This window comes from Legionella saoudiensis, from assembly GCF_001465875.1.
Taxonomy (GTDB): Bacteria; Pseudomonadota; Gammaproteobacteria; order Legionellales; family Legionellaceae; genus Legionella; species Legionella saoudiensis.
Map to the genome: position 1 here is coordinate 189,023 of NZ_LN901324.1, position 20,205 is coordinate 209,227.

The following is a 20,205-nucleotide window of genomic DNA, read 5'->3' on the forward strand; positions in this document are numbered from 1 at the left end:
AGATTTGAAAGCATTTCAATTGACAGGTGTGTTCTCACTTTTTATAAGGGATTAGAGTGGGTTGGCAAGATAAATTATTCGTACTTTTATTATGTGGTACTAGTTCCATTGCTGTTGGCGCTAATGATGACTCTTTAGCAAAAATTGCTCAAAATCCCTTAGCGGATGTAATTACTGTACCCTTTCAAAATAATACCAATTTTAATTATGGTTTATATGATCATGTACAGAATGTTCTTAATATTCAGCCCGTTATTCCCGTAACGATTAATCCTGAGCTAAATTTAATTACGCGTACAATTTTGCCGGTGATGCATCAACCAGAGCTGTTTCAACGATATGGTATTCACAATGGTATTGGTGATTTGAACCCTACTTTTTTATTTACGCCTTTAAAATCAAAAAAAGTAATTTGGGGGTTAGGACCTACATTTTTAATTCCTACTGCAAGTCAGCAAACATTAGGTACTGGAAAATGGGGTAGTGGTCCTGCTGGTGTGCTGGTAATCAATAGCGGTAAATGGGTAATTGGAGCAATTACGAATAACATTTGGTCATTTGCAGGACCTACTAGGCGAGCATCAGTGAACTTGTTAACCTTTCAATATTTTATAAATTATAATCTGCCCAATGGCTGGTATTTGGTTTCAGCCCCTATTATTAACGCGAATTGGCATGTTGCCTCTAATGAGCGTTGGACTATTCCATTCGGAGCAGGGGTAGGGCGTGCTTTTAAGCTGGGAAGTCAGCCGATGAATATTAATCTCCAGTATTTTTATAATGTAAAAAATCCGGAGCATATTGGTCCTGAATCAAGCTTGCGCTGTACGGTCCAATTTTTATTTACTAAAGATGCATGAGCAAGTGCTAGCAATAGGTTGCTGCATTACTGCTAGGCAGCTTAGCCTATGCAGTAAATACATTTTGTAATTTTTCTTTAATGACATCAAGCTTATATGGTTTAAGGATATACGCATTGATATGGTATTTTTTGGATTCAATCACCAAATCGGCATCGTCTTCGGCGGTCAGTAAAATAAAGGGGAGTTTTGATAAAGCGCTGTCTTTTCGTACTTGCGATAAGAGCTCCATGCCATTCATTCCCGGCATGTTATAATCACTAATAACCAAATCAAAATGCTCATTATGCAAGAGTTCCCATGCTTTTGGAGCACTTTCAGCTTCAGTGACATTAGTAAATCCCAATTTAGTTAACATGCCCATCAGTAGTTTTCTCATTGTCGCAAAATCATCAACAATTAAGATTTTTTTGTTAGTGTCCATATTTCCTCCTTGCATCTGATGGGATTACTTATTTAATTTAAATGCTGATGCTAATTCATCATAATTAAATTGTTTAAAAGTAATGTCTTCACCAAGTTTTAATTCGGTTTTATATTGTTGATGAATTTGCTCTAAGAGCCTTAGGGCTTGGTTTATTGTTTGACGCATGTCTTTCTTTTCTATACGAATTTGCTCAATTAAGTCTAAATATTGGGCTGACTCCTCTGCATGCGTTTTATTTTCCTCAAAAATGCTTTCTATTTTCTCTTTACATTCGCTAATCGTTTTTGTTATAGCTTCAGGATCTTCCAGTGTTTTTTCATCAACATCTAGGTTACATAAGTGTGCCATTTTTAAAATCATACTCTCTATTTCTTGTTCAATAGACTGATGGTGAACTGCTGATGCTGGCTGTTGTGGTTGAGTGGTTAGCGAGTGATGATGCTGTGCTGCTTCATAAAATGTATTAACGTAAGCTTGATCAAGCAGTTCTAAGGTGTTTGTTAATCGGTTCGCAATATTGGATTTACATTCCACGATTAATAAAATTAATTGGTTCAAAATAAGTTGGTTTTGTTTCTTAATGTTTTTTAAATAATGCTCACTTTGATCCCCATAAAAATTAATAAGTATCGGGGTAAGTTCCGACGCATTATTTTCTATGTATTCTTCAGCCTTAGTTTTCGCCTCAGATAATATTTTTATTTTGGCACGATGGGTTAATGTCTTATGAATAAAGAAGACGAGTAACGAAAAGGTTAATAACGTAAGGACCAGTACCGCAGGTAATAAAGTTTCAGATGTCATCATTGCCCCTTAGTTCATCTATTTTTTCTTTATACAGCCTTTGGTTTTTTTTGTAGAAATAGCCACTAATAATGGCTACTAAAATTAATACAAGTAGACCAATCATGGAAATGAGATTAACTGATAGTAGGGGGTGTCTTTTATTCATGTGCTTTGTTTTATTAACTGCTGGAGCAGGGGCACTTTGTTCTATTTTATTTAGAGCTACTGGGGCAATATAACTACTTACCTGTATTGGAGCGGCATTACAGATAATTTTTTCTTGAGGTAAGATTAATGACAATGGGCGTCCACTGGGCGATTTTGCTGTGATTTCTGCGTGTAATGATAATGTAGGTAATTTTTGCGTGTTACACAATGTTTCTATACTGGTTTGCCAAAAATCATTGCTCGGAGAAAGAGCTAATAAAATATTTCGCTCAGGGTTTACCAGTTTGATTTGTACTGAACTTCGCTCAATATGTGGATTTATTAATTCGATTTTAAATGCGTTAGCGGTCATGCTTTGTTGAAACGGTGTAGGCATTATTTTAAATAAAGATTGTTCTTCCCGCACAAAGGAATCATTTTTTGCCGTTATGATGCTTGTCGTCATTCCTGGGGGCATGTCCAAAAGAAATTCTTTTTCGTACACTTTATTTTGTGTTAACGGAATGGGGGTAGAAAATCTATCCTTTTCATTTTTTAGGCTGAGCGTTACGGTTGTATTCATGAGGAGCTGAGATAAATCTTTATTATTTTTTTCTAATTTCAACCTAGCGTTTATGGTAATTAATTCCCTATTAAAATACTCACCGTTTAACTTATTCGTTATTAATTCTAAATTAGTTAAGATAATAGCGCGTTCTTCTTGCTGTTCATCACCTTTGATTTTCCATGCGCCTGCGGCAGGATGTTTTACGTCAATGAAAATAAATTTATTGAGCTTGGGTATCTTTGACTCGTGTACATTACCGTCGGGTTGGTATAAAGCAATTGGCGTTGTTTGATCTTTTTTCTCAATAATTACGGATAATTGTTTCACATTGGCATCCACCGGGATGTTCCGTTCATTATTATTGGCTTTTTCCAGTGGAATACCTTGTGCGGGAATCGCTGAGGTAAAGGTGTTATATAAAGATTTTTCTGCATCAGCCATTGAGCTCATGAATTGATAAATTCCATTAGTTTGGCTGGCTAGGGATTTAAGTAATTCTTCATCGATATCAGAGCCTATACCTATGGTATAGAGTTTAATGTGATTTTTTTTCAATTCGGGAAGCAAAGTATTATTGATGATTTGCCTGTCTTCGCTATCTTGTTGTTTGGAGCCCCGATCGATTTTTCCATCTGTTAATAAGACGATAAATCGAGACTTGCTGTCTTTTATTGCGCTATTTGCTGCGTTTAGTGCTGCGAGTATATTGGTAAATTGGCCTGTAGAGTCAATTTGTTTTTCTTTATTGTGAAATTGTTTCACATAGTCGTCAGAGGCTTCTTTTGCAGGCAATAATAATTTGGTATGCGTAGAAAAAGTAAAAATAGTAAGCTTGGCCCTATCTTTAAGAAGGTTAATTAATAAATTCGTTGCTGGGATGCGTAAATTTTTAGGATCGTTTTGCTTCATGCTCCCGGAGTTATCAATTAAAAGAACCACTTCGGTATTTTCTTGCGCGAGTACAGGAGTTGATAAGCCGCAAGAAATACAAAAAATGAACAATAGGAAACGAATACTAGATAATTTCACCGACAAGTCCTTTGAATTTTTATTCTCTTCGCCAATAAAATATAGGTAGTATTTCGAGTTATTTCAAATTACTTAGGACAAAAGGAGCTGATTAAGCATCATGATATTATGAAGTTGTCCATTTTTTAGTGATTTTTAGTTACCTTAGATTACGGAATTATTGACAGGTAACAAAGCGCTGTATTTTTGGAAAACAAGTTTAAGAGATTAGAAAAAATTAAATTGTTCTGGGAAGGCACAAACATGTACTCTTCCCCAGTCAGTGTCTCTGTTTATGCGATCTCGGGAACAACTTCATCACATGGCTCAACAGCAAGAATATTGTGATTAACCATCGTTTGAATAAAGGTAAGTGCTTCATCTGCTGCTTTTAGCCATTCAACCGGATATTCGTGCCTTAAAAATTGAATCACCTCTTCCATTGACTTGCCTGGCTTATCGAAAAGCGGCCACAGCTTTGCCCCTACAGGGTTTAAGTTAAAATAAGATTGAGTGGTAGGTTCTAAGACTGTAATTTCATTATTTAATTCTGTATGCGTAACATTTTTCTTTTTCGAAATAAGGCACTTAGTAATTAATTGATTCATGAAAATTCCCTATTAAATTTATTCCAAAAAATACACATTATTTTGAGTATGTAGTGCACGCCATCCAGCCGTAACAAGCGATTTTCTAAATGGGGCATTGATGTGATGATTCAAGATTAATTTTAGATAATAGCCTGATTGCTTGCAACTGACGCTGCATCCTTCATCCTGCGAGGAGAGCGGGATGCGGGCAAGAATCTCTTACAACCAGGCAGCATTAATTTTGCCTAGTATTTTAATCTCTTTTCAACACGATCATTTTTTCCTGAGACATATCCCTCATTGTCCAGGGAATGCCACCGGTACTATATCCTGATTGTTTTAATCCAGCAAAGGGCATCCAATCAGTGCGAAAGGCCGTATGATCATTAATAAGAATTGCTGATGCGTTAAGGCATTCAGCAGCTCTTAAAGCTGGCGTTAGGCTTTCTGAAAAGATACTGGCTTGAAAGGCGAATGGTATTGAGTTTGCAATTTTTATCGCCTCCTCAAGATCGTCATAGGTGTAAACACAGGTTACAGGCCCAAAAATTTCCAACTGCGATACCTTAGCATCAGCAGGTGGATTCAATAATACTGCTGGAATTAATGTAGTTTCGGAAAGACGTCCTCCACCAAACAATTGGGCTCCTAGAGTTACTGCTTCATTAATCCAGGAAGTGATGCGATCTGCTTCACGTGGATGAATCAGAGGTCCTACTTCAGTTTCCTTATGCTCCGGGTCACCAACACGGAGTGATTTGACTTGTTCAACAAATTTCTCCATAAACAATTCAATAATTTCCTTGTGAACAAAAATTCGCTGTACAGAGACACAAACCTGGCCTGCATGGTAATACCCACCTTTAACTAGGGATGGAATGGTTTTTTCTAAATTAGCGCTACGATCTACAATTACAGGCGCCGCGCCTCCATGCTCCAAGGCGCAACGCGTTCCAGGGGCAAGCTTACTGCGCAAATACCAACCTACTTTAGCAGAACCAATAAAGCTTAAAAAGGCAATGCGTTCATTGGTTGCCAACTGTTCTGCTAAATTATTGTCATCCGTAATAAAAGTCTGGCACCATTGTTCAGCAAGACCTGCTTCGCGTAATAATTTCACCAGTTCTATACAGCATAAAGGAGTAGGCACTGCCGGCTTAATAATCACGGGGCATCCCACGGCAATTGCTGGAGCTACCTGATGGATAATAAGATTTAATGGATGGTTAAATGCTGAAATAGCCGCGACAACACCAATTGGTTCTTTAATCGTAAAGGCCCAACGATTATCGCTTGCGGGCGTGAGCCCCATAGGAATTTCTTTACCGGAAAAATGGCGTAATTCCTCAGCGGCATCATTTAGTCCATCAATTGCTCGAGTTACTTCAATAGCTGCATCGGTATAGGGTTTTCCTCCTTCTTGGGCGATTAATCGAGTAAATCGCTCTTGTTGGGAAGCCAATAATTGGGCGGTGCGTTTCAATATGGCCATTCGCTCGTGAGGCTTAAGCCAATTATTGCGATTATCCAAAGCAGATATTGCTGTGTTTAATTTTGCTTCCAAAGCTTCGGCCCCATCAGCAGGAATTTCCTTAATTAAGCTGCGATCAAATGCATGGACTACTTGAAGTGTTTTTTTCATGATTAGGTTCCCTTTTTAACTGGGGGAAGTCGTTGCTGTAATTCATCAACAAGAACGCGTTTATTTTCAGAATAATCAATTGGGAAAATGATAAGCTGAACACCACCAGTCGTAAACGCATCCTCCAGAATCGATTGAAAGGCTTCGATCGATTCCACCCGGGTACCACGTGCTCCATAAGCTTCAGCATATTTGACGAAGTCAGGATTGGTAAAGGTCATGCCAAAATCGGGGAACTGATCCACGGCTTGTTTCCAACGTATCATTCCAAAAGCATTATCCTCAATAATGAGTACTACCAGGTTTAATTTAAGTCGAACAGCCGTTTCTAATTCTTGGCAATTCATCATAAAACCACCGTCGCCGCAAACTGCCATTACGCGGCGATTTGGGTACAAAAGTGAAGCCATAATTGCCGAGGGCAGTCCTGCACCCATGGTGGCAAGTGCATTATCAAGTAGCAGAGTATTGGCCATTTGGGTTCGATAATTTCGTGCAAACCAAATTTTATACATGCCATTATCTAAAGCAAGAATTCCATCATGAGGCATTACTTGACGAATGTCATAAACCATTCGCTGTGGGGTGAAGCGGTCTTCTGTAGCCCGAGCAGTAATTTTACTCAAAATACCTTCGCGTAAGGGCAGTAGCGTATTTGCATGAGGGATTTTCCCTTCGATCTTATCCGCAAGCAGTTTTAAAGAAGGCCCCATATCCCCAATAACTTCTGCTTGTGGAAAATAGATTTGCTCCACAGTTGCTGACTGATATCCGACATGAATTACTTTAAGCTTTGTTCCTTCCATAATAAATGGAGGCTTTTCTACAGTACTATGACCAATAGTAATAATCAGATCTGCTTGCTCGATTGCTTCATGAACGTAATCTCGTGCGGAAAGAGCTGCGGTTCCCATGTAATACTCTGTAGCTCCAGAAACCGTCCCTTTACCCATTTGAGTCGTAAAGTAGGGAAGCTTAGTACGCAAAATAAAATCGGCAAGAGCATTAGTGGCTCTGGGTCTTGAGGCTGCAGCACCCAACATGACCAGAGGGCGTTTAGCCTGCATGATCATTTCTGCTGCGCGATTTAGAGCTTGTTCATTGGCAATAGGATATTCAATAGGATGCGGTGGGATGAGGCTAACTTTTTTACTTCGTTCCGCAGCGATGTCTTCAGGAAGTTCTAAATAAACAGGACCAGGGGTTTCTTCTTGAGCAAGATGAAATGCCTCGCGTACGAGCGTAGGTATCATCGAGGGAGAAACAATTTGCCGTGACATCTTAGTAAGTGGTTGCATTGTTGCCACAGTATTTACTATTTGAAAACGGCCCTGGTGCGAGGATAAAACGCCTTTTTGTCCTGTAATCATAATCATTGGCATCGCCCCAAGTAAGGCATAGGCTGCACCCGTAGTAAGATTCAGTGCCCCAGGTCCCAGAGTGGTAATACAAACGCCGGGTTTTCCAGTTAACCTGCCATAGGTGGCCGCCATAAATGCGGCAGCTTGTTCGTGTCGCGTTAATACCAATTTGATGGAGGAGGTACGTAATGCTTCAACTACATCAAGATTTTCTTCCCCAGGAATCCCAAAAATGTATTCAACACCTTCATTTTCCAATGCGGCCACTAAGAGCTCAGAACCTTTGATCATATTGTGTCCCTTAATATTATCTTTTACATCGATTTTTAATTACAACAGTCCGTTATCTTACATAGTATAACCAAATTCGATGCCTTGAGATTTTATTTTTTACAACAGGCTGAAAGTATTAAATTTATTTGCCTACTAAATAATCGCTATAGATAACAAAATTATTTTCTAAAGGCCAATCTAAATCCTAATATTTTAAAAGATTATAAAATAAAGCTAATATAAAAGTGGGATGTATAATTTTTAAGCTTTAAAAGGAGTTTTATTATGCACTTAATTCTACTCATTATATTAATTTTGCTCGTAGTTGGTGCGCTTCCTCATTGGCCTTATAGCAGAGATTGGGGCTATTATCCCAGTGGTGGATTGGGGCTACTTCTGCTTATTTTAATAATTTTATTGTTGGTATAATTTCTTTTATGAATTTGTAATAATAGGAGCTTATTAAAAGGGCTAAAAGCCCTTTTAATATTTCTAGTATTCTTAAGTTGAATATCTTAATCTAATATACATATAAAATTCTTAAATTTTCTAAAGATAACTTCATAATAAAATCAATAAATTTCATAATAAATAAGAATTATTAGTCTAGAAAATTCATAATTAAAATTGGATCTTTTTAATGATTTGCTCTACATTTTTAGATGAAAACAATTATGGAGAAGGAAAATGAACAAGGACATATTTGAAGGAAAGTGGGAAGAACTAAAAGGCAAAATGAAACAAACCTGGGGTAAATTAACAGATGATGACTTTAAAGTAATTGAAGGAAACCATCAGGAAATTTTTGGTAAACTTCAAAAACATTATGGTTATTCTAAAGACGAAGCTAAAAAAGCAGTTGAAGATTTTCAGGATCAAACAAGACACTAATAACTAACTATTTAATAAGGAAATATCATGAAAAAGTTAATTATAGGTTTTTTTATTTTAGGCTCATCTATTAGTTTTGCTGCAACTCAAACAAGTATGGACTCAAAATGGATTTGCACAACAAATGCGAGCAGTAGTGACAATCCCTCTGATAAATCTGCAGATGATAAAATGGCAAATACTCAAAACTCTGCAGCAAAAGCCTTCGCTTTTGCAGCTGAAAATTGCCGTGATTGCACTAAAATAACATGTGAAGTAAAAGATTAATTATCTTCTTATGAAGCTGGGGAAATTACCCCAGCTTCATAATCTAATTAAATCCCTATGTAATCTGAAAACATCATTAAAAAATGCCTTCAAAATTATCCATAACTTTTTGATAAAAATAAATTTTTATTTTTAATTTAGCTAAAACCAGTTTGCAAAACAAGGAAGCTGGGTTCTGCGTGTTTTATGCCCATATTAATAATTATTGTGCTACAATTGGTTTTTTAAAATCAGTTCAGTCCATAATACCATTAGATCTCACAAATTAACGATATAATTGGTTTTCGATGTCTTACCAGGAAGCTTATTTTATGAAATTAAAGTTCGCATGCTTAGGTTTTATATTCGCTTTTATTACAGAATGTTACGCAGTTGAACCCTTGCCAGATAATTTAATCGATATATCAAGTAAGCCTGGAATGGTGCTTTTTCGCAAAAATATAAATCAGAACTTACTAAAGCTTCTTGAGCATTTCACTACACAAAAAACAGTTACATATTGCGGAATTGCCAGTGCGGTTATGGTATTAAATTCATCAGGCCTGGCTGCACCAATTGATTTTCAGCATGCGCCTTATCATTATTTCACACAAGAAGATTTTTTTAATGAGCAAGTACGGCAAGTTATTACCCCTGAGGAAGTGCAAAAAGAAGGGATTAGTTTAAGTAGATTAAACATGGTAATTAAACGCTTTGGGTTAAATAGCGAGGTATTTTTTGCTAATGATCTCTCCAAGGACGAGTTTAGGTCCTTGTTGAAAAATGCCCTGTTAAATCAGCAATTTATTATTGTTAATTTTCTAAGATCCGCACTGCAACAGCAGGGAGATGGGCATCACTCCCCAATCGCTGCCTATGATGAAAAAACAGATCAATTCTTAATCCTTGATGTAGCACGATATAAATATCCTGCTTACTGGGTAACGGTAGACGATTTATGGAGTGCAGTAAATACCAAAGATAATGAAATATATCGAGGATTTATTATCATTAACGCCTAAGCACTTAATAACATATCATATCTTTTAGGCTCCTTTTAACCAGAATCAACTAAAGGAAAATACCGATAGTGATTCAATTGAGATCAATATACTCTCATTTTTGGATAAAAAGGAGATTTTATGATGATAAAAAAAAAGGCAACAAGGGCGTTAATTAGATTTATATGCACCCTACAGATCGGTTTGTTACTGCCAGGGTTAAGTGATGCTAAAGAGATAAATAACCTAAAAACTATATTTCTTCCTCCGCAGGTACATGTTATATCCACGATACCTGAAAATGGTGACTTAAATCCCTATGGCGTTGCTTTTGTTCCTGAAGGATTTCCGGAAGGAGCTATAAAACCAGGAGATATCTTAGTTTCTAATTTTAATGACAACCAAAATCTTCAAGGAAAAGGGAGTACCATTGTCAGTATTTCTGAAAATGATACTCGTTCATTATTTTTTCAAGGCAGTGGTTCTCCAGGGCTTACAACCGCTTTAAATGTATTAAAAAAAGGCTTTGTCTTAGTAGGGAGTTTCCCTACTTCTGATGGATCTTGTGCTACGGCAACAAATGGTTCAATAAGAGTAATCAATAATCAAGGACTTCAAGTTCAAAAAATAGAGGACCCTGAATTTATTAATGGCCCTTGGGATTCCGTGCTTGTTGATCAAGAAGATACCGGGAAACTATTTATTGCCAATGCGCTTACCGGAACGATAGTGCGCTTTGACTTCGTTGTGGGCCTAAATGGCATTACTATTTTCAGTAAAACGAAAATTGCATCAGGATACAAGCATGAGTGTGACGCTGTAACTTTTGTGAATGCTCCTACGGGCTTAGTTTATGATAGTAAAAAAGATATCTTATATGTTGCCTCCACTATGGATAACAAGATATTTGCACTATATCATGCGAGTACAGCAACGAATGATGAAGGTAAAGGAGTAGGAGTTTTTTCCAGTAAACGCTATCTTCATGGCCCACTTGCAATGACAATGGCTCCAAATGGGGACCTCATAGTCACGAATAATGATGTGATTAATCCGGACCCAAACCATTTCAGTGCATTAACTGAATTCACCCCTAGAGGTGAATTTGTTAAAGAAATTACCCTCGATGCAAATGCGGGTGCTGCATTCGGTTTAAATCTGGAAACAGTGGGTAATAAAACACGCTTTGCTGCAGTCAATGATAATGCAAATAGCTTATTTGTATGGAAGCTATTATCATGAGCTTAATTCAAATCTCTCGTAAAAGATTGATGAGAAGGTCGAGAGAGTTTGCAATAACATGTTGCTCTTGCTCAGTCAAAGCCTGAAGATTTTCATTTAATCGATTATGTAAAAGGTAAGGAGCTTCTTGCACAAACTCTTTACCTTTTGGTGTTATATTAATATAAATGCTGCGTCTGTCTTTAAGATCTCGAGTTCGGCTCACCAGGTTTTTCTCTTCTAAACGATCAATAACCCCCACTAGAGTACTCATTGAGCAATAGACCCGCTTAGAAAGCGAAGAGATGGTCATCATTCCATTCTCATAAATTTCATATAAACAAATAACTTGAGGCACTGTTAGGCCATAATGTTTATTCAATTTTCGTGAATGATAATCCATTTGCTGCATAATTTTGCGCACAGCAAGGATAATAGTTTTAGAACGTTGATCAGGCTGATTTGTAACCTTATCAACTCTTTGAGGAGTATCACTCATAAATTTGTAATTGCCTGGATGTTAAGGTCCTCCATTATATCTAAGTGGCTATGCAAACTATAGAAGCCTTAACAAAAATAGTTACTTCCAATTAGGTAAGTCAAACCCATCCAAATTTATCAAAGGTTGAAAAAAATTAACTTAGCCTTTACTATAAAAAATGGTTTGAATACGAATTATATCAACAGAAATAAAAATAAGAGTGTTATTTATAGTATTTAAGTATTCAATATCAACTATGAGAATATCCTCAAAAGTAGTAACTCAATTACTAGCACTCTCTAAAATAATAAAACAAAGGAGGGTTATCGATGGATAATCAAATTAATCACCTTTTTAACAAGAATGCTTCGCAATTGACGTACACCTCGGATCAGGAAGAAATTTATTTTAAAAGTAATGGTGTTTTAACGTTAGGAGTAGAAATAGAGCTGCAACTCATTAATGCTGAGGATTATAATTTATGCTCAAGAGCAGCTGAGGTTTTAGATGCTACAGCTCATCTTGAAAAAATTAAACCGGAGTTTTATTTAAGCACCATTGAAGTGAATACGGATAAATGTCATTCTGCGCAAGAGGTTGAAGATGATCTTTATAAAACACTTTTATCACTTCAAGATGCAACAAAAGATTTAGGAATTCTATTTTCAGCAACAGGTTCTCATCCATTTTCTAAATATGCTGATTGGGAGGTTTCTCCTACCACCCGTTATCAGGAGCTAATTGATCGTAATCAATGGCTTACACGCCGTATGAGTGTATATGGTTTACATGTACATCTGGGTATGTCTAGTGGGGAAGAATGTATTCGATTTAATAATTTCTTTATGTATTTTTTGCCTCATTTATTAGCTCTTTCTTCAAGCTCACCTTTTTGGCAAGGAATTGATACAGGGCTTGCCGCTTACAGGCCAACGACCTATGAGGCATTACCTACAGCAGGCCAGCCTTATCATGTTCGTACCTGGAACGATTTTGAAAGTTTATATCGGACATTAAAGTTATGTGGTTCAATCAACTCACTTAAAGACTTGTGGTGGGATTTAAGGCCAAGTCCTGGCTTTGGAACTTTAGAAATTCGTGTCTGCGATGGTGCGGCGACTCTCGCAGAAACACTTGCCCTCGTTGCTTTGATCCATACACTTGCTCATTGGTTTGCTGATAATGGAAGTTGGTTAGAATCAGTTGCGTATCCTCCTTATTGGCTTTCTCGCGAAAATAAGTGGAGAGCTATTCGTTATGGTTTAGATGCTGAATTATTAATGAATACAGAGGGAAAAACTAAGTTAATGCGCGAAGACATTCATGAATGGATTGACAAATTAGCTCCTTATATCAAGCGATTCAATTATCAAACATACTTTTCTACCTTGAAAATGATTATGGAGGCGGGAACTAGTTCAGAACGACAACGGAGAGTATTTGCCCATAATGGAAGTCTTAAAGATATTGTAAAACACAACATCAGTGAGTTTTTATTACAGACTCCTTTATATAGACGTGAAACGGTGTCATTAATTGAATAAAAATAAATTGAGGAAACAGGCATGAAAGAAGTAATTTATACATCAAAAAAACTGGGTAATGTTCTGGTTAAAAGTGAGTTGAATCAGCATACAATTTTTTCAAATCGGCTTGTAGCACGTTCTTTAAATCAGGAAGAAGAGTCCGATTTAATTGATAAATATACCGATCTTTTAGAAAACCCTGAAAATGTAAAGTTATTCGGCGCAGGAGAGGCATGGAAGCCTGCTGATGTAAAGAAATTCATACAAAAAGAAATAATGGAATGGAATTTGGGGAATAAGTTTTCCGTGTTTTCAATTTATGAGTCCAGTACTCAAAAATTTATGGGGTTTCTTCAAATAAGACATGCTTTTGATGATTTTACCCATATAGGCACTGGTCATACAAATGTCAGCGAAATCGCTTATATTATTGACCAAGACTTTTGGGGAAAAGGTTATGGAACTGAACTTGCCATTTTAGGGAAGAAATTTATTAAACATATTATTTCTGAAAGTAAGAACGATACTTTAGAAAAAAATATTAAAGAAATTGTTGCCACAGTTCATCCTGAAAATGAAGGATCTAAAAGAATCTTACAAAAGACCTTGAAACGTCAGGAGCAGGAAGAGTTTACAAAATTTGGTGGCCAACCTCGATTGTTATTTTTTAAGCCTTTAAAAAGTTATGTGGCTTTGCCTGATAAACCGACTGAGGTTTTAGCGGCGAAACTATAAAAAACATATTTAAGTATCAGTAATCAATGGAACTTATAAAAAATGGTAACTTAGCCTGGTTGCTTGCAATCAGGCTTTTATATTTTTCCGAAATTTTAAAAGAAGATTTTGTTATCCAAAATTGTTCTGGTTATTGATAATCCTAAGCCCTCACGCGTTTTGTCAAAATTAGATACTCTTAGCAAATCAGTCAATATAAGACTTTCTGCATTACTTTAAGAAATAATTCGGAATCTAAAAAAGAATGGAGCCAGGTTTGTAAATGTGTGTATTCGCTTTGTGCAAACCAGGCTTGATTCACCATACAAAATTGTCTAATGAAAGGGAATAGGGCCACGTCAGCTAAGCTTCGGTGTGTCGCAAGCAAATAAGGCCTGGAGATTAATAATGAATCTAATAGCTTAAGATAGCTATGGGCTTGTTGCCGGTAACTGTCGGCGACCATTGGATCAGGTGAATATTTATAACGGTCTAGAATAGGTTTAAATTGTGTATCGTTTTGCTGAATTAACTCATTCCCCGCTGTTTGTAACTCTGGATTTAACCAATTTTCGGGATCCGATTGCTTTAATGCCCACATCATAATATCAATGCTTTGGTCGATAATTTGGTTATTTTGTAAAACTAAGACCGGAACAGTACCTTTAGGCGATAACTGCAGTAATTCCAAGGGCTTATTTTTCAAATCCACTTCATACTGAGTTACGGTTATTTTCGCATAGGCAAGCGCCATCCTTGCTCTGATGGCATAGGGGCAACGCCTAAATGTATAGAGTATTGGGCGATTCATAATAGAAGCTCGTTAGACTGGTTGTTATCACATACGAGATGGATTTATAGCATAAATCGCTATATAAGCCCTAATTGTATATCTCATAGTAGGATAGTTAAGCTAAATCACTATAATCCTCATTAGAGTAAGATAACTTTTGTAAACGTTCCACCACCATCAGGGCACGCTGTTGTTCGCCATTCTCATAGCGTAATTTTGCCAAATAATTTAAATAAAGCTCAGCTTGGTCAGCGGGTATAGGATAGTTCAAACCCTGTTCTAAAATTTCCTGTGCTTCTTTAAGTTCTTGCTGAGCTACTAATAAGCGGCAAAAAGTCAGACGACTTAAACTATTATGAGGATCTTTACGCATTGCTTGGTAAAAAAAGACTTGAGCTTGCTGAGGATTATTTAGTAATAATTGCGCTAAAGCGCGCTGGGCATAAGGATGAGCATAAAAAGGGTTGATGGCCATAGCTTTGTCTATGGCTTGATTAGCCAGCTTAGTAAATTGATGGAGCTTAATTTCGCGTTTCGCATTTTGGCCTAATTGCAACAGAATATCTGCTCGCTGGCTGTAAAGCTCCGCTGTTTCTCTCAATGCTAATGCATGCTGATTTTCTTTTAAGGCAATCTGATATTCATTCTTTTGCATGGCTTCTTCTGTGCGAGCATTATAATAGCTCATAAGCACTAACTGCCCCCAATTAATACTTATAAAAAGAAAAGATAAGCCAAGTAGGCTATTGGCTATTTTTTTACTTCTGTTTGAAAAGTTAATTGGACGCGTAGTAATAAGCTGCGCTTGTTTTAGTAGGCGATGCAAGCAGCCTAAATAACATCCTAATAATAGATTCATGCTGGGAACATAAAAATTAAAATCCACCGCACTATGAAGGGTGAAACTCAGCAAAGCCGTAAAACAAACCACTAAGCGAATATGGCGCTCTGCATCTAATTGTTTTTGTTGTAAACCGTAGCGAATAAAAGGATAGTCGATGACGATTAAAATACTTAATAAAATCAAGGCTCCTGGCAGGCCTGTTTCGATTAGTAATTGTAAAAAATCATTATGAGCATATTGCAATAAAGAGCCGTCACCAGGAAGACTAAAGGCAGGATAAAAATGCATGAAATTAAATATCCCGATCCCATACCATGGACTACTCTGCCATAAAGACCAGGCGCCTTGCCAAATGATCCAGCGAGATTTTTCTCGGTGCAAAAGCACTAGACGATGTTGAATTTCCGGTTGGGCAAACAGAGCTAAAATGCCGAGCGCAAGCAACAATAAGCTGATAAAGCTTAAGAGTCGTTTTTTAATTATCAGTTTACGCAGCAGCCAGAATTGCAGCAGCAGTCCACTAACTAAACTGATTAGTACGCCGCGGCTGAAGGCTGCAAATAGAGCTACTAATAAAATAAAAATGCTGATACTTAAAAGAGAAAGGTAAAAAACATGATGTTTACTTGTTTCTTTCTTTACTGACTGAGTTAAAAATTGGCCGTTAATGGTTAATAGAGTAAGCATAAAAAATGCTGCTGCTGTATTTTTACTCATAAAAAGACCACAGGGCATTTGGTCTAAAATAAAAAATTGGAATAATGCATAACAAGCATTTATTACCCCAAGCACCCAAAGGGTATGAAAAAATACCTTCCATAGGGACGTTTTTGCTTGATCAAAAATAAAAAAAATAAAGATCCAAAAACTGCATTGAAAAATACCAAATAAACTACTGGGAGGTACCCATCCGAGTAGGGGAGGGATACAAATCCACGCGAACCATAAAATCAGTAGGATATGTACCGCAGTGATCTCGCCCTTAATTTGCTGGCGTTGTGCACCGAAATAAAGCATAACTGAGATTAAAATCAGTATATAGCTCATTCCTAAGATGAAATTGTCTTGGGTGCTTTGCCATAATACGGCAAGAACTAATAACAGACACAGCATGCCTGTTGGTAAATAAGCTTTAAGCTTTATTAAAACATCGGGCATGCTGTATAGTCCTTTAGGCTTTAGAAACCCATTTTCCTTGAATGAATGGACCATTTAAAGAAAATTCATGACTAGTTGGAGTGGTCTGAAGATTAAAAACATCACCCGGTAACTCTGTATACATATTGAAATAATGCAGTAACATCCAACCTGCCGTTAGATTGAGTTGTCCCGTATTCATATTTAATTTATAACTCGCGCCAACTTTCATATCGAGCCCCGGAACTATTCTCGTTGCATCACTAAAATTATTAATAGAATAAATCCTGGAGCTGCGAAACTCACCGGATAATTTAGTTCGTGCCTTTCCAATTAATAAAGAGGTAGCCCCCTCAGCAAATACAGATAAATTATAAGGTAATGCGCGGGTTAGCTTACCACCGATTCGTGGGCCTACACCATCATATTTAGCATTTAAGGAGGTGATTTGATATAAATATGCCGGCTCGTTATCTAATTGTTGAGAGGCTGCTACCTGACGAGTGATTTGACCATTCGCATATTGCAAACCACCATGAAGCCGGATACCTGTTTGACTTCCCAATGCAGCACTTTGTGCCATTTCTATATTAACAACATCAATTCTAGGTTTTAACCGGAACGCTTCCGTATTTGTGGATGCAGGAATGCCGTCAGAAGTGCCTGGGAAAAATGCTGTTTTGCTGGCTCGGTAGTTTTCCATGAAGCGTAGCCAGTTCACATTAATATCATTGCCGGTATTAAAATAATAACCTGCGGTCAGGGTAAACCCCCAGTCCCAAGGAGATGAAAGATTGCTATAGTGTTGACTGTCTGCGCTGATAAAACCGCTTATTATATAAGGGTTTAAGAGTGAATTTGAAAAAGGCTTAGCATACAAAGCCCCACCTCCAATCTCCCATCCTTGTTCTGCACAGGGAACGGTTACTGAATCTCTAGCACATCCCATAGTGCCAGCATAGCTGGTGCTCACTGCAAATAAAGATAATAAAAACTTTTTAAACATGATAATCCCTAATCTATTGTTTATTCACGGGTTAGTATAATGAAGCTAAGTGGAAATTAGAATACACTGGAAAAAAAGAGCTAACTTATATACGATTAGACTCTGTTATTTTCCAGTAATCAATTTTTTTGTACTTAAAAAGTTGGGGCTGGATTACAAATAAAATTTACGATTATGTATGAACGTATAATTGGGGTATTTTTATTGCTCCTATCGTTAGGTGGCTATTGGCCTATAAATTATCATTTACATTGCCAATATAGAGATAGCACCGATGCTCTAACTAATTGCCGGTTAACTGCTAGTTTTTATAGGTTTCCTTTACATACTTATCATCTTTCACGCATTACCCAGGCTGGTGTTCAAGAAGAGGATTCCCGAAGAAAAAGGTATGAGGTAATTTATCATCTCTATTTAAAAGGCAACTATGATAAGCTTTATTTTTTAAATTTGTATTCTACAAATTTAAATGAAATTAGTTTTCTGGCCTCGGAAATTAATAACTACATAACCTCCGGTACTCAGACAGATTTTGATATTCCACGATTTAAGCATTTTATTATCCTAGAAATATTAACCATAGCTCTTTTTATTTTCTCTCTTATATTGATAATTCTAGGAGATAAAATTGAACGACTCATTCGCAGAATACTTAACCTGATTGCTTGAAAGCAGGATTTTCTTGATCACCATACCTTAAAGTCCTTCAACAGAGGCAGTACAGTCCTCTTTGATTAATAAAAATTAATCAATTAGCCCTTAAATCCCTCATTATTTTTTGCCAAGGCATATACTTAATATATCAGGCGATAAAAAGAGAGGGTTGCTATGCTAGCAAGATTATTCGGAGCTGTGCGGGGACCTGAATTACCAGCTAAAAAACCAATGGCATTAATTGCTCCGTTTAATGCAGGTCGATTGCCGGCTAACGAGATGGTTCAATTTAGGGAAGCCGTCAATGCGCTAATAAATCAATACAATAAAGACATACCCGATCTTGAAAAAAAAGAAATTTTGAAGCAAATACAAGACAAGATGCAAGAGGTTGAGTATAAGTATAACCCCAGACATTTTGCCCGATCTCCTGGTTATCAAGAGATGCATGCAGCGCTTTTTAATGAAATAAAGTACCAATACGCCAGTTTAGGAACTCCTTCGTTAATTAAAGAGCCAAAGAATTCTTCTCCACTCTCAGAAGTTATTGCCAACATGGCTCCTGATAAAGCAGACAAACTGATGAGTATTTTGATAAAAGGTAAAAGTCCTTTTTTAACTGCCGAACTTAATGGTTTATACGATACGGAGGATTTTAGTACTGAGGCGATAAATTTTCGTAAGTTTTTACGTGATCATGAAGTTAGCTATTTGGGAGGCGGGAACTCTAAAAATTTTAAGGTAGTAAATCGAGATAATGGGAATGAGGCTGTATTAAAAATAGACTGCCGCCTTGATATGCCGCGAAATGTGGAAGCACATCTCCGTGAAAAAATACCTGGCAGTTTTGCGCCAATTGCTGCAGAAAGACAAGTATGTGGTTATGATGCGGAAGGTGAATTTGTATCGCGAACGATGTTGGTTACTGATTTTTGTAAAGGTGGTAGTGTTAATGAACACCGGAATACCCTGTTAACCGAACAAGAGTTACAAAAAAGTACGGGGAAAATTTTTGAGCAAATGACAAGCACGCTTCTAGATATTCAAGAGGCGAGATGTATGTTTCCTGATGCTAAAATTACAAACTGGTTAGTTGATGCCAATGGAAAAGTTCAGCTTGCGGACACTAAAAGTTTTCTTTTTACCGATGAGAAACAGCAATATAAAGAGGGTGCGTTGCCTGGAAATAAATATTGCTCAATGCTTCGAACTGGTGGTTTTATGCCTCCTGAACTTGATGATTCATCAGTGAGCGCCGATGCGGTACATGCTTATATCCTAGGTAAAAATTTATATTACTATGCCTCAGGTAGAATAGGGAAGGGGGATGATGCCGCAGATTTTCGGTTTGATGGACCTGGATTTTCAGGACCTATGGGTAAAGAATATAGAGAAATTGTTGAAGGCTTAGTAAAACCTGATCCCAGTGAACGTATGAAAGTAAGAGAGGCTCTGGATCGCCTTTTTATGGTAAATAATCCAGAGTTTAAATCAGTATTCACGGAGCTTAAAGCCTTGAAGTTCGGTGAAAATGATGAAAAAATGAACGAGTTCATTCGTAATAAACAACAGCAAATTAATAATGCCGCCCCAGAAGATCGTCCAGCGATTCTAGCAGAATTACAACAGACCGTAGCGGCATTAAAAGCAGATAAAGCAGCGCAAGGGGTAAGGAGTGCCATTGAAGATCTTAGAGACCGGGCAGGTATTTTTACTGTAGGGATGAATGCTAAAGCTGCGCGCATTGAATCTGCTATGTCGAAGTTATCTATTGAGGACCGTTGTCAATTTTTAACATCAGGCAAGTCAGAACCCGTCATGCAGGCTTTAGCATCTCATCGTCATTGGGGTAAAGGAGGACAAGTTAATTTAACCCAAGATGGCAAGGTGGACACAGAAAAAGCAGCACAAAGCTTTAAAGACTTCAAAGCCAAATTTGTAGATCAGGTTGGCGAGGCAAAAGCCCCTAAAGAGGAAGCGCCAGTCCAGGAAAAAGCACAGGGAATGAAACTTTAACGATAGGAAATAA

General features: G+C 37.2%; 20 protein-coding genes. 10 read left to right on the forward strand and 10 right to left on the reverse strand.

Annotation, left to right across the window (positions count from 1 at the left end):
* Positions 1-56 precede the first annotated feature (56 nt).
* Positions 57-860, forward strand: coding sequence for a hypothetical protein (locus BN3124_RS09905; protein ID WP_058534645.1), 804 nt, complete (start codon positions 57-59; stop codon positions 858-860).
* A 46-nt stretch (positions 861-906) separates the two neighbouring features.
* Here the strand turns inward: BN3124_RS09905 and BN3124_RS09910 are convergent, their stop codons facing one another.
* The 6 genes from BN3124_RS09910 to BN3124_RS09935 all read right to left on the reverse strand — a co-directional run bounded on the left by BN3124_RS09910 (position 907) and on the right by BN3124_RS09935 (position 7,680).
* Positions 907-1,284 carry a response regulator gene (locus tag BN3124_RS09910; protein WP_058534646.1) on the reverse strand — a complete coding sequence of 126 codons (378 nt, stop codon included), beginning with the start codon at positions 1,282-1,284 and terminating at the stop codon, positions 907-909.
* Positions 1,285-1,308: 24 nt separating this feature from the next.
* Positions 1,309-2,094, reverse strand: coding sequence for a hypothetical protein (locus tag BN3124_RS09915; RefSeq protein WP_149865243.1), 786 nt, complete (start codon positions 2,092-2,094; stop codon positions 1,309-1,311).
* The gene (locus tag BN3124_RS09920) at positions 2,081-3,817 is read right to left on the reverse strand and encodes a VWA domain-containing protein (protein WP_058534648.1); all 1,737 of its coding nucleotides are present in this window, start codon (positions 3,815-3,817) and stop codon (positions 2,081-2,083) included. The genes BN3124_RS09915 and BN3124_RS09920 overlap by 14 nt, the downstream gene beginning before the upstream one ends.
* Positions 3,818-4,089: 272 nt before the next feature.
* A complete protein-coding gene (locus BN3124_RS09925) occupies positions 4,090-4,404 on the reverse strand; it encodes a PqqD family protein (RefSeq protein WP_058534649.1) in 315 nt (104 codons plus the stop codon).
* A gap of 235 nt (positions 4,405-4,639) precedes the next feature.
* Complete coding sequence (locus tag BN3124_RS09930; RefSeq protein WP_058534650.1) at positions 4,640-6,028, reverse strand: aldehyde dehydrogenase family protein; 1,389 nt, start codon at positions 6,026-6,028, stop codon at positions 4,640-4,642.
* 2 nt (positions 6,029-6,030) lie between these two features.
* Entirely contained in the window at positions 6,031-7,680 is a 1,650-nt protein-coding gene (locus BN3124_RS09935; RefSeq protein WP_058534651.1) for an acetolactate synthase large subunit, read from the reverse strand.
* Positions 7,681-7,947: 267 nt separating this feature from the next.
* On the opposite strand from BN3124_RS09935, the gene BN3124_RS16870 reads away from it, so the two are divergent.
* From BN3124_RS16870 to BN3124_RS09955, 5 genes are all read left to right on the forward strand, one after another.
* Positions 7,948-8,091: a DUF3309 family protein gene (locus BN3124_RS16870; protein ID WP_078061536.1), complete on the forward strand. Its 144-nt coding sequence runs from the start codon at positions 7,948-7,950 to the stop codon at positions 8,089-8,091.
* Between the two features lie 258 nt (positions 8,092-8,349).
* Positions 8,350-8,553, forward strand: a complete 204-nt coding sequence (locus BN3124_RS09940) for a CsbD family protein (protein WP_058534652.1) — start codon at positions 8,350-8,352, stop codon at positions 8,551-8,553.
* 27 nt (positions 8,554-8,580) lie between these two features.
* Positions 8,581-8,820, forward strand: coding sequence for a hypothetical protein (locus BN3124_RS09945; RefSeq protein WP_058534653.1), 240 nt, complete (start codon positions 8,581-8,583; stop codon positions 8,818-8,820).
* 311 nt (positions 8,821-9,131) lie between these two features.
* Positions 9,132-9,821 carry a phytochelatin synthase family protein gene (locus BN3124_RS09950; protein WP_058534654.1) on the forward strand — a complete coding sequence of 230 codons (690 nt, stop codon included), beginning with the start codon at positions 9,132-9,134 and terminating at the stop codon, positions 9,819-9,821.
* 120 nt (positions 9,822-9,941) lie between these two features.
* Positions 9,942-11,042: an NHL repeat-containing protein gene (locus BN3124_RS09955; protein ID WP_058534655.1), complete on the forward strand. Its 1,101-nt coding sequence runs from the start codon at positions 9,942-9,944 to the stop codon at positions 11,040-11,042.
* A 7-nt stretch (positions 11,043-11,049) separates the two neighbouring features.
* On the opposite strand, the gene BN3124_RS09960 is transcribed toward BN3124_RS09955, so the two are convergent.
* The gene (locus BN3124_RS09960) at positions 11,050-11,520 is read right to left on the reverse strand and encodes a MarR family winged helix-turn-helix transcriptional regulator (RefSeq protein ID WP_058534656.1); all 471 of its coding nucleotides are present in this window, start codon (positions 11,518-11,520) and stop codon (positions 11,050-11,052) included.
* Between the two features lie 311 nt (positions 11,521-11,831).
* On the opposite strand from BN3124_RS09960, the gene BN3124_RS09965 reads away from it, so the two are divergent.
* Both BN3124_RS09965 and BN3124_RS09970 read left to right on the forward strand, forming a co-directional pair.
* The gene (locus BN3124_RS09965) at positions 11,832-13,046 is read left to right on the forward strand and encodes a carboxylate-amine ligase (RefSeq protein ID WP_058534657.1); all 1,215 of its coding nucleotides are present in this window, start codon (positions 11,832-11,834) and stop codon (positions 13,044-13,046) included.
* Positions 13,047-13,067: 21 nt separating this feature from the next.
* Positions 13,068-13,763, forward strand: coding sequence for a GNAT family N-acetyltransferase (locus BN3124_RS09970; RefSeq protein WP_058534658.1), 696 nt, complete (start codon positions 13,068-13,070; stop codon positions 13,761-13,763).
* Between the two features lie 190 nt (positions 13,764-13,953).
* On the opposite strand, the gene BN3124_RS09975 is transcribed toward BN3124_RS09970, so the two are convergent.
* The 3 genes from BN3124_RS09975 to BN3124_RS09985 all read right to left on the reverse strand — a co-directional run bounded on the left by BN3124_RS09975 (position 13,954) and on the right by BN3124_RS09985 (position 17,522).
* A complete protein-coding gene (locus BN3124_RS09975) occupies positions 13,954-14,553 on the reverse strand; it encodes a glutathione S-transferase (RefSeq protein WP_058534659.1) in 600 nt (199 codons plus the stop codon).
* Between the two features lie 97 nt (positions 14,554-14,650).
* The gene (locus BN3124_RS09980; protein WP_058534660.1) at positions 14,651-16,537 is read right to left on the reverse strand and encodes an O-antigen ligase family protein; all 1,887 of its coding nucleotides are present in this window, start codon (positions 16,535-16,537) and stop codon (positions 14,651-14,653) included.
* A gap of 13 nt (positions 16,538-16,550) precedes the next feature.
* Positions 16,551-17,522 (reverse strand): Lpg1974 family pore-forming outer membrane protein, encoded by a 972-nt coding sequence (locus BN3124_RS09985; RefSeq protein ID WP_058534661.1) that lies wholly within the window; start codon positions 17,520-17,522, stop codon positions 16,551-16,553.
* A gap of 174 nt (positions 17,523-17,696) precedes the next feature.
* Between BN3124_RS09985 and BN3124_RS09990 the strand changes: the two genes are divergently transcribed.
* Entirely contained in the window at positions 17,697-18,191 is a 495-nt protein-coding gene (locus BN3124_RS09990) for a DUF2970 domain-containing protein (protein ID WP_058534662.1), read from the forward strand.
* Positions 18,192-18,350: 159 nt separating this feature from the next.
* Positions 18,351-20,192 carry a hypothetical protein gene (locus tag BN3124_RS09995; RefSeq protein ID WP_058534663.1) on the forward strand — a complete coding sequence of 614 codons (1,842 nt, stop codon included), beginning with the start codon at positions 18,351-18,353 and terminating at the stop codon, positions 20,190-20,192.
* The last annotated feature ends 13 nt before the right edge of the window (positions 20,193-20,205 follow it).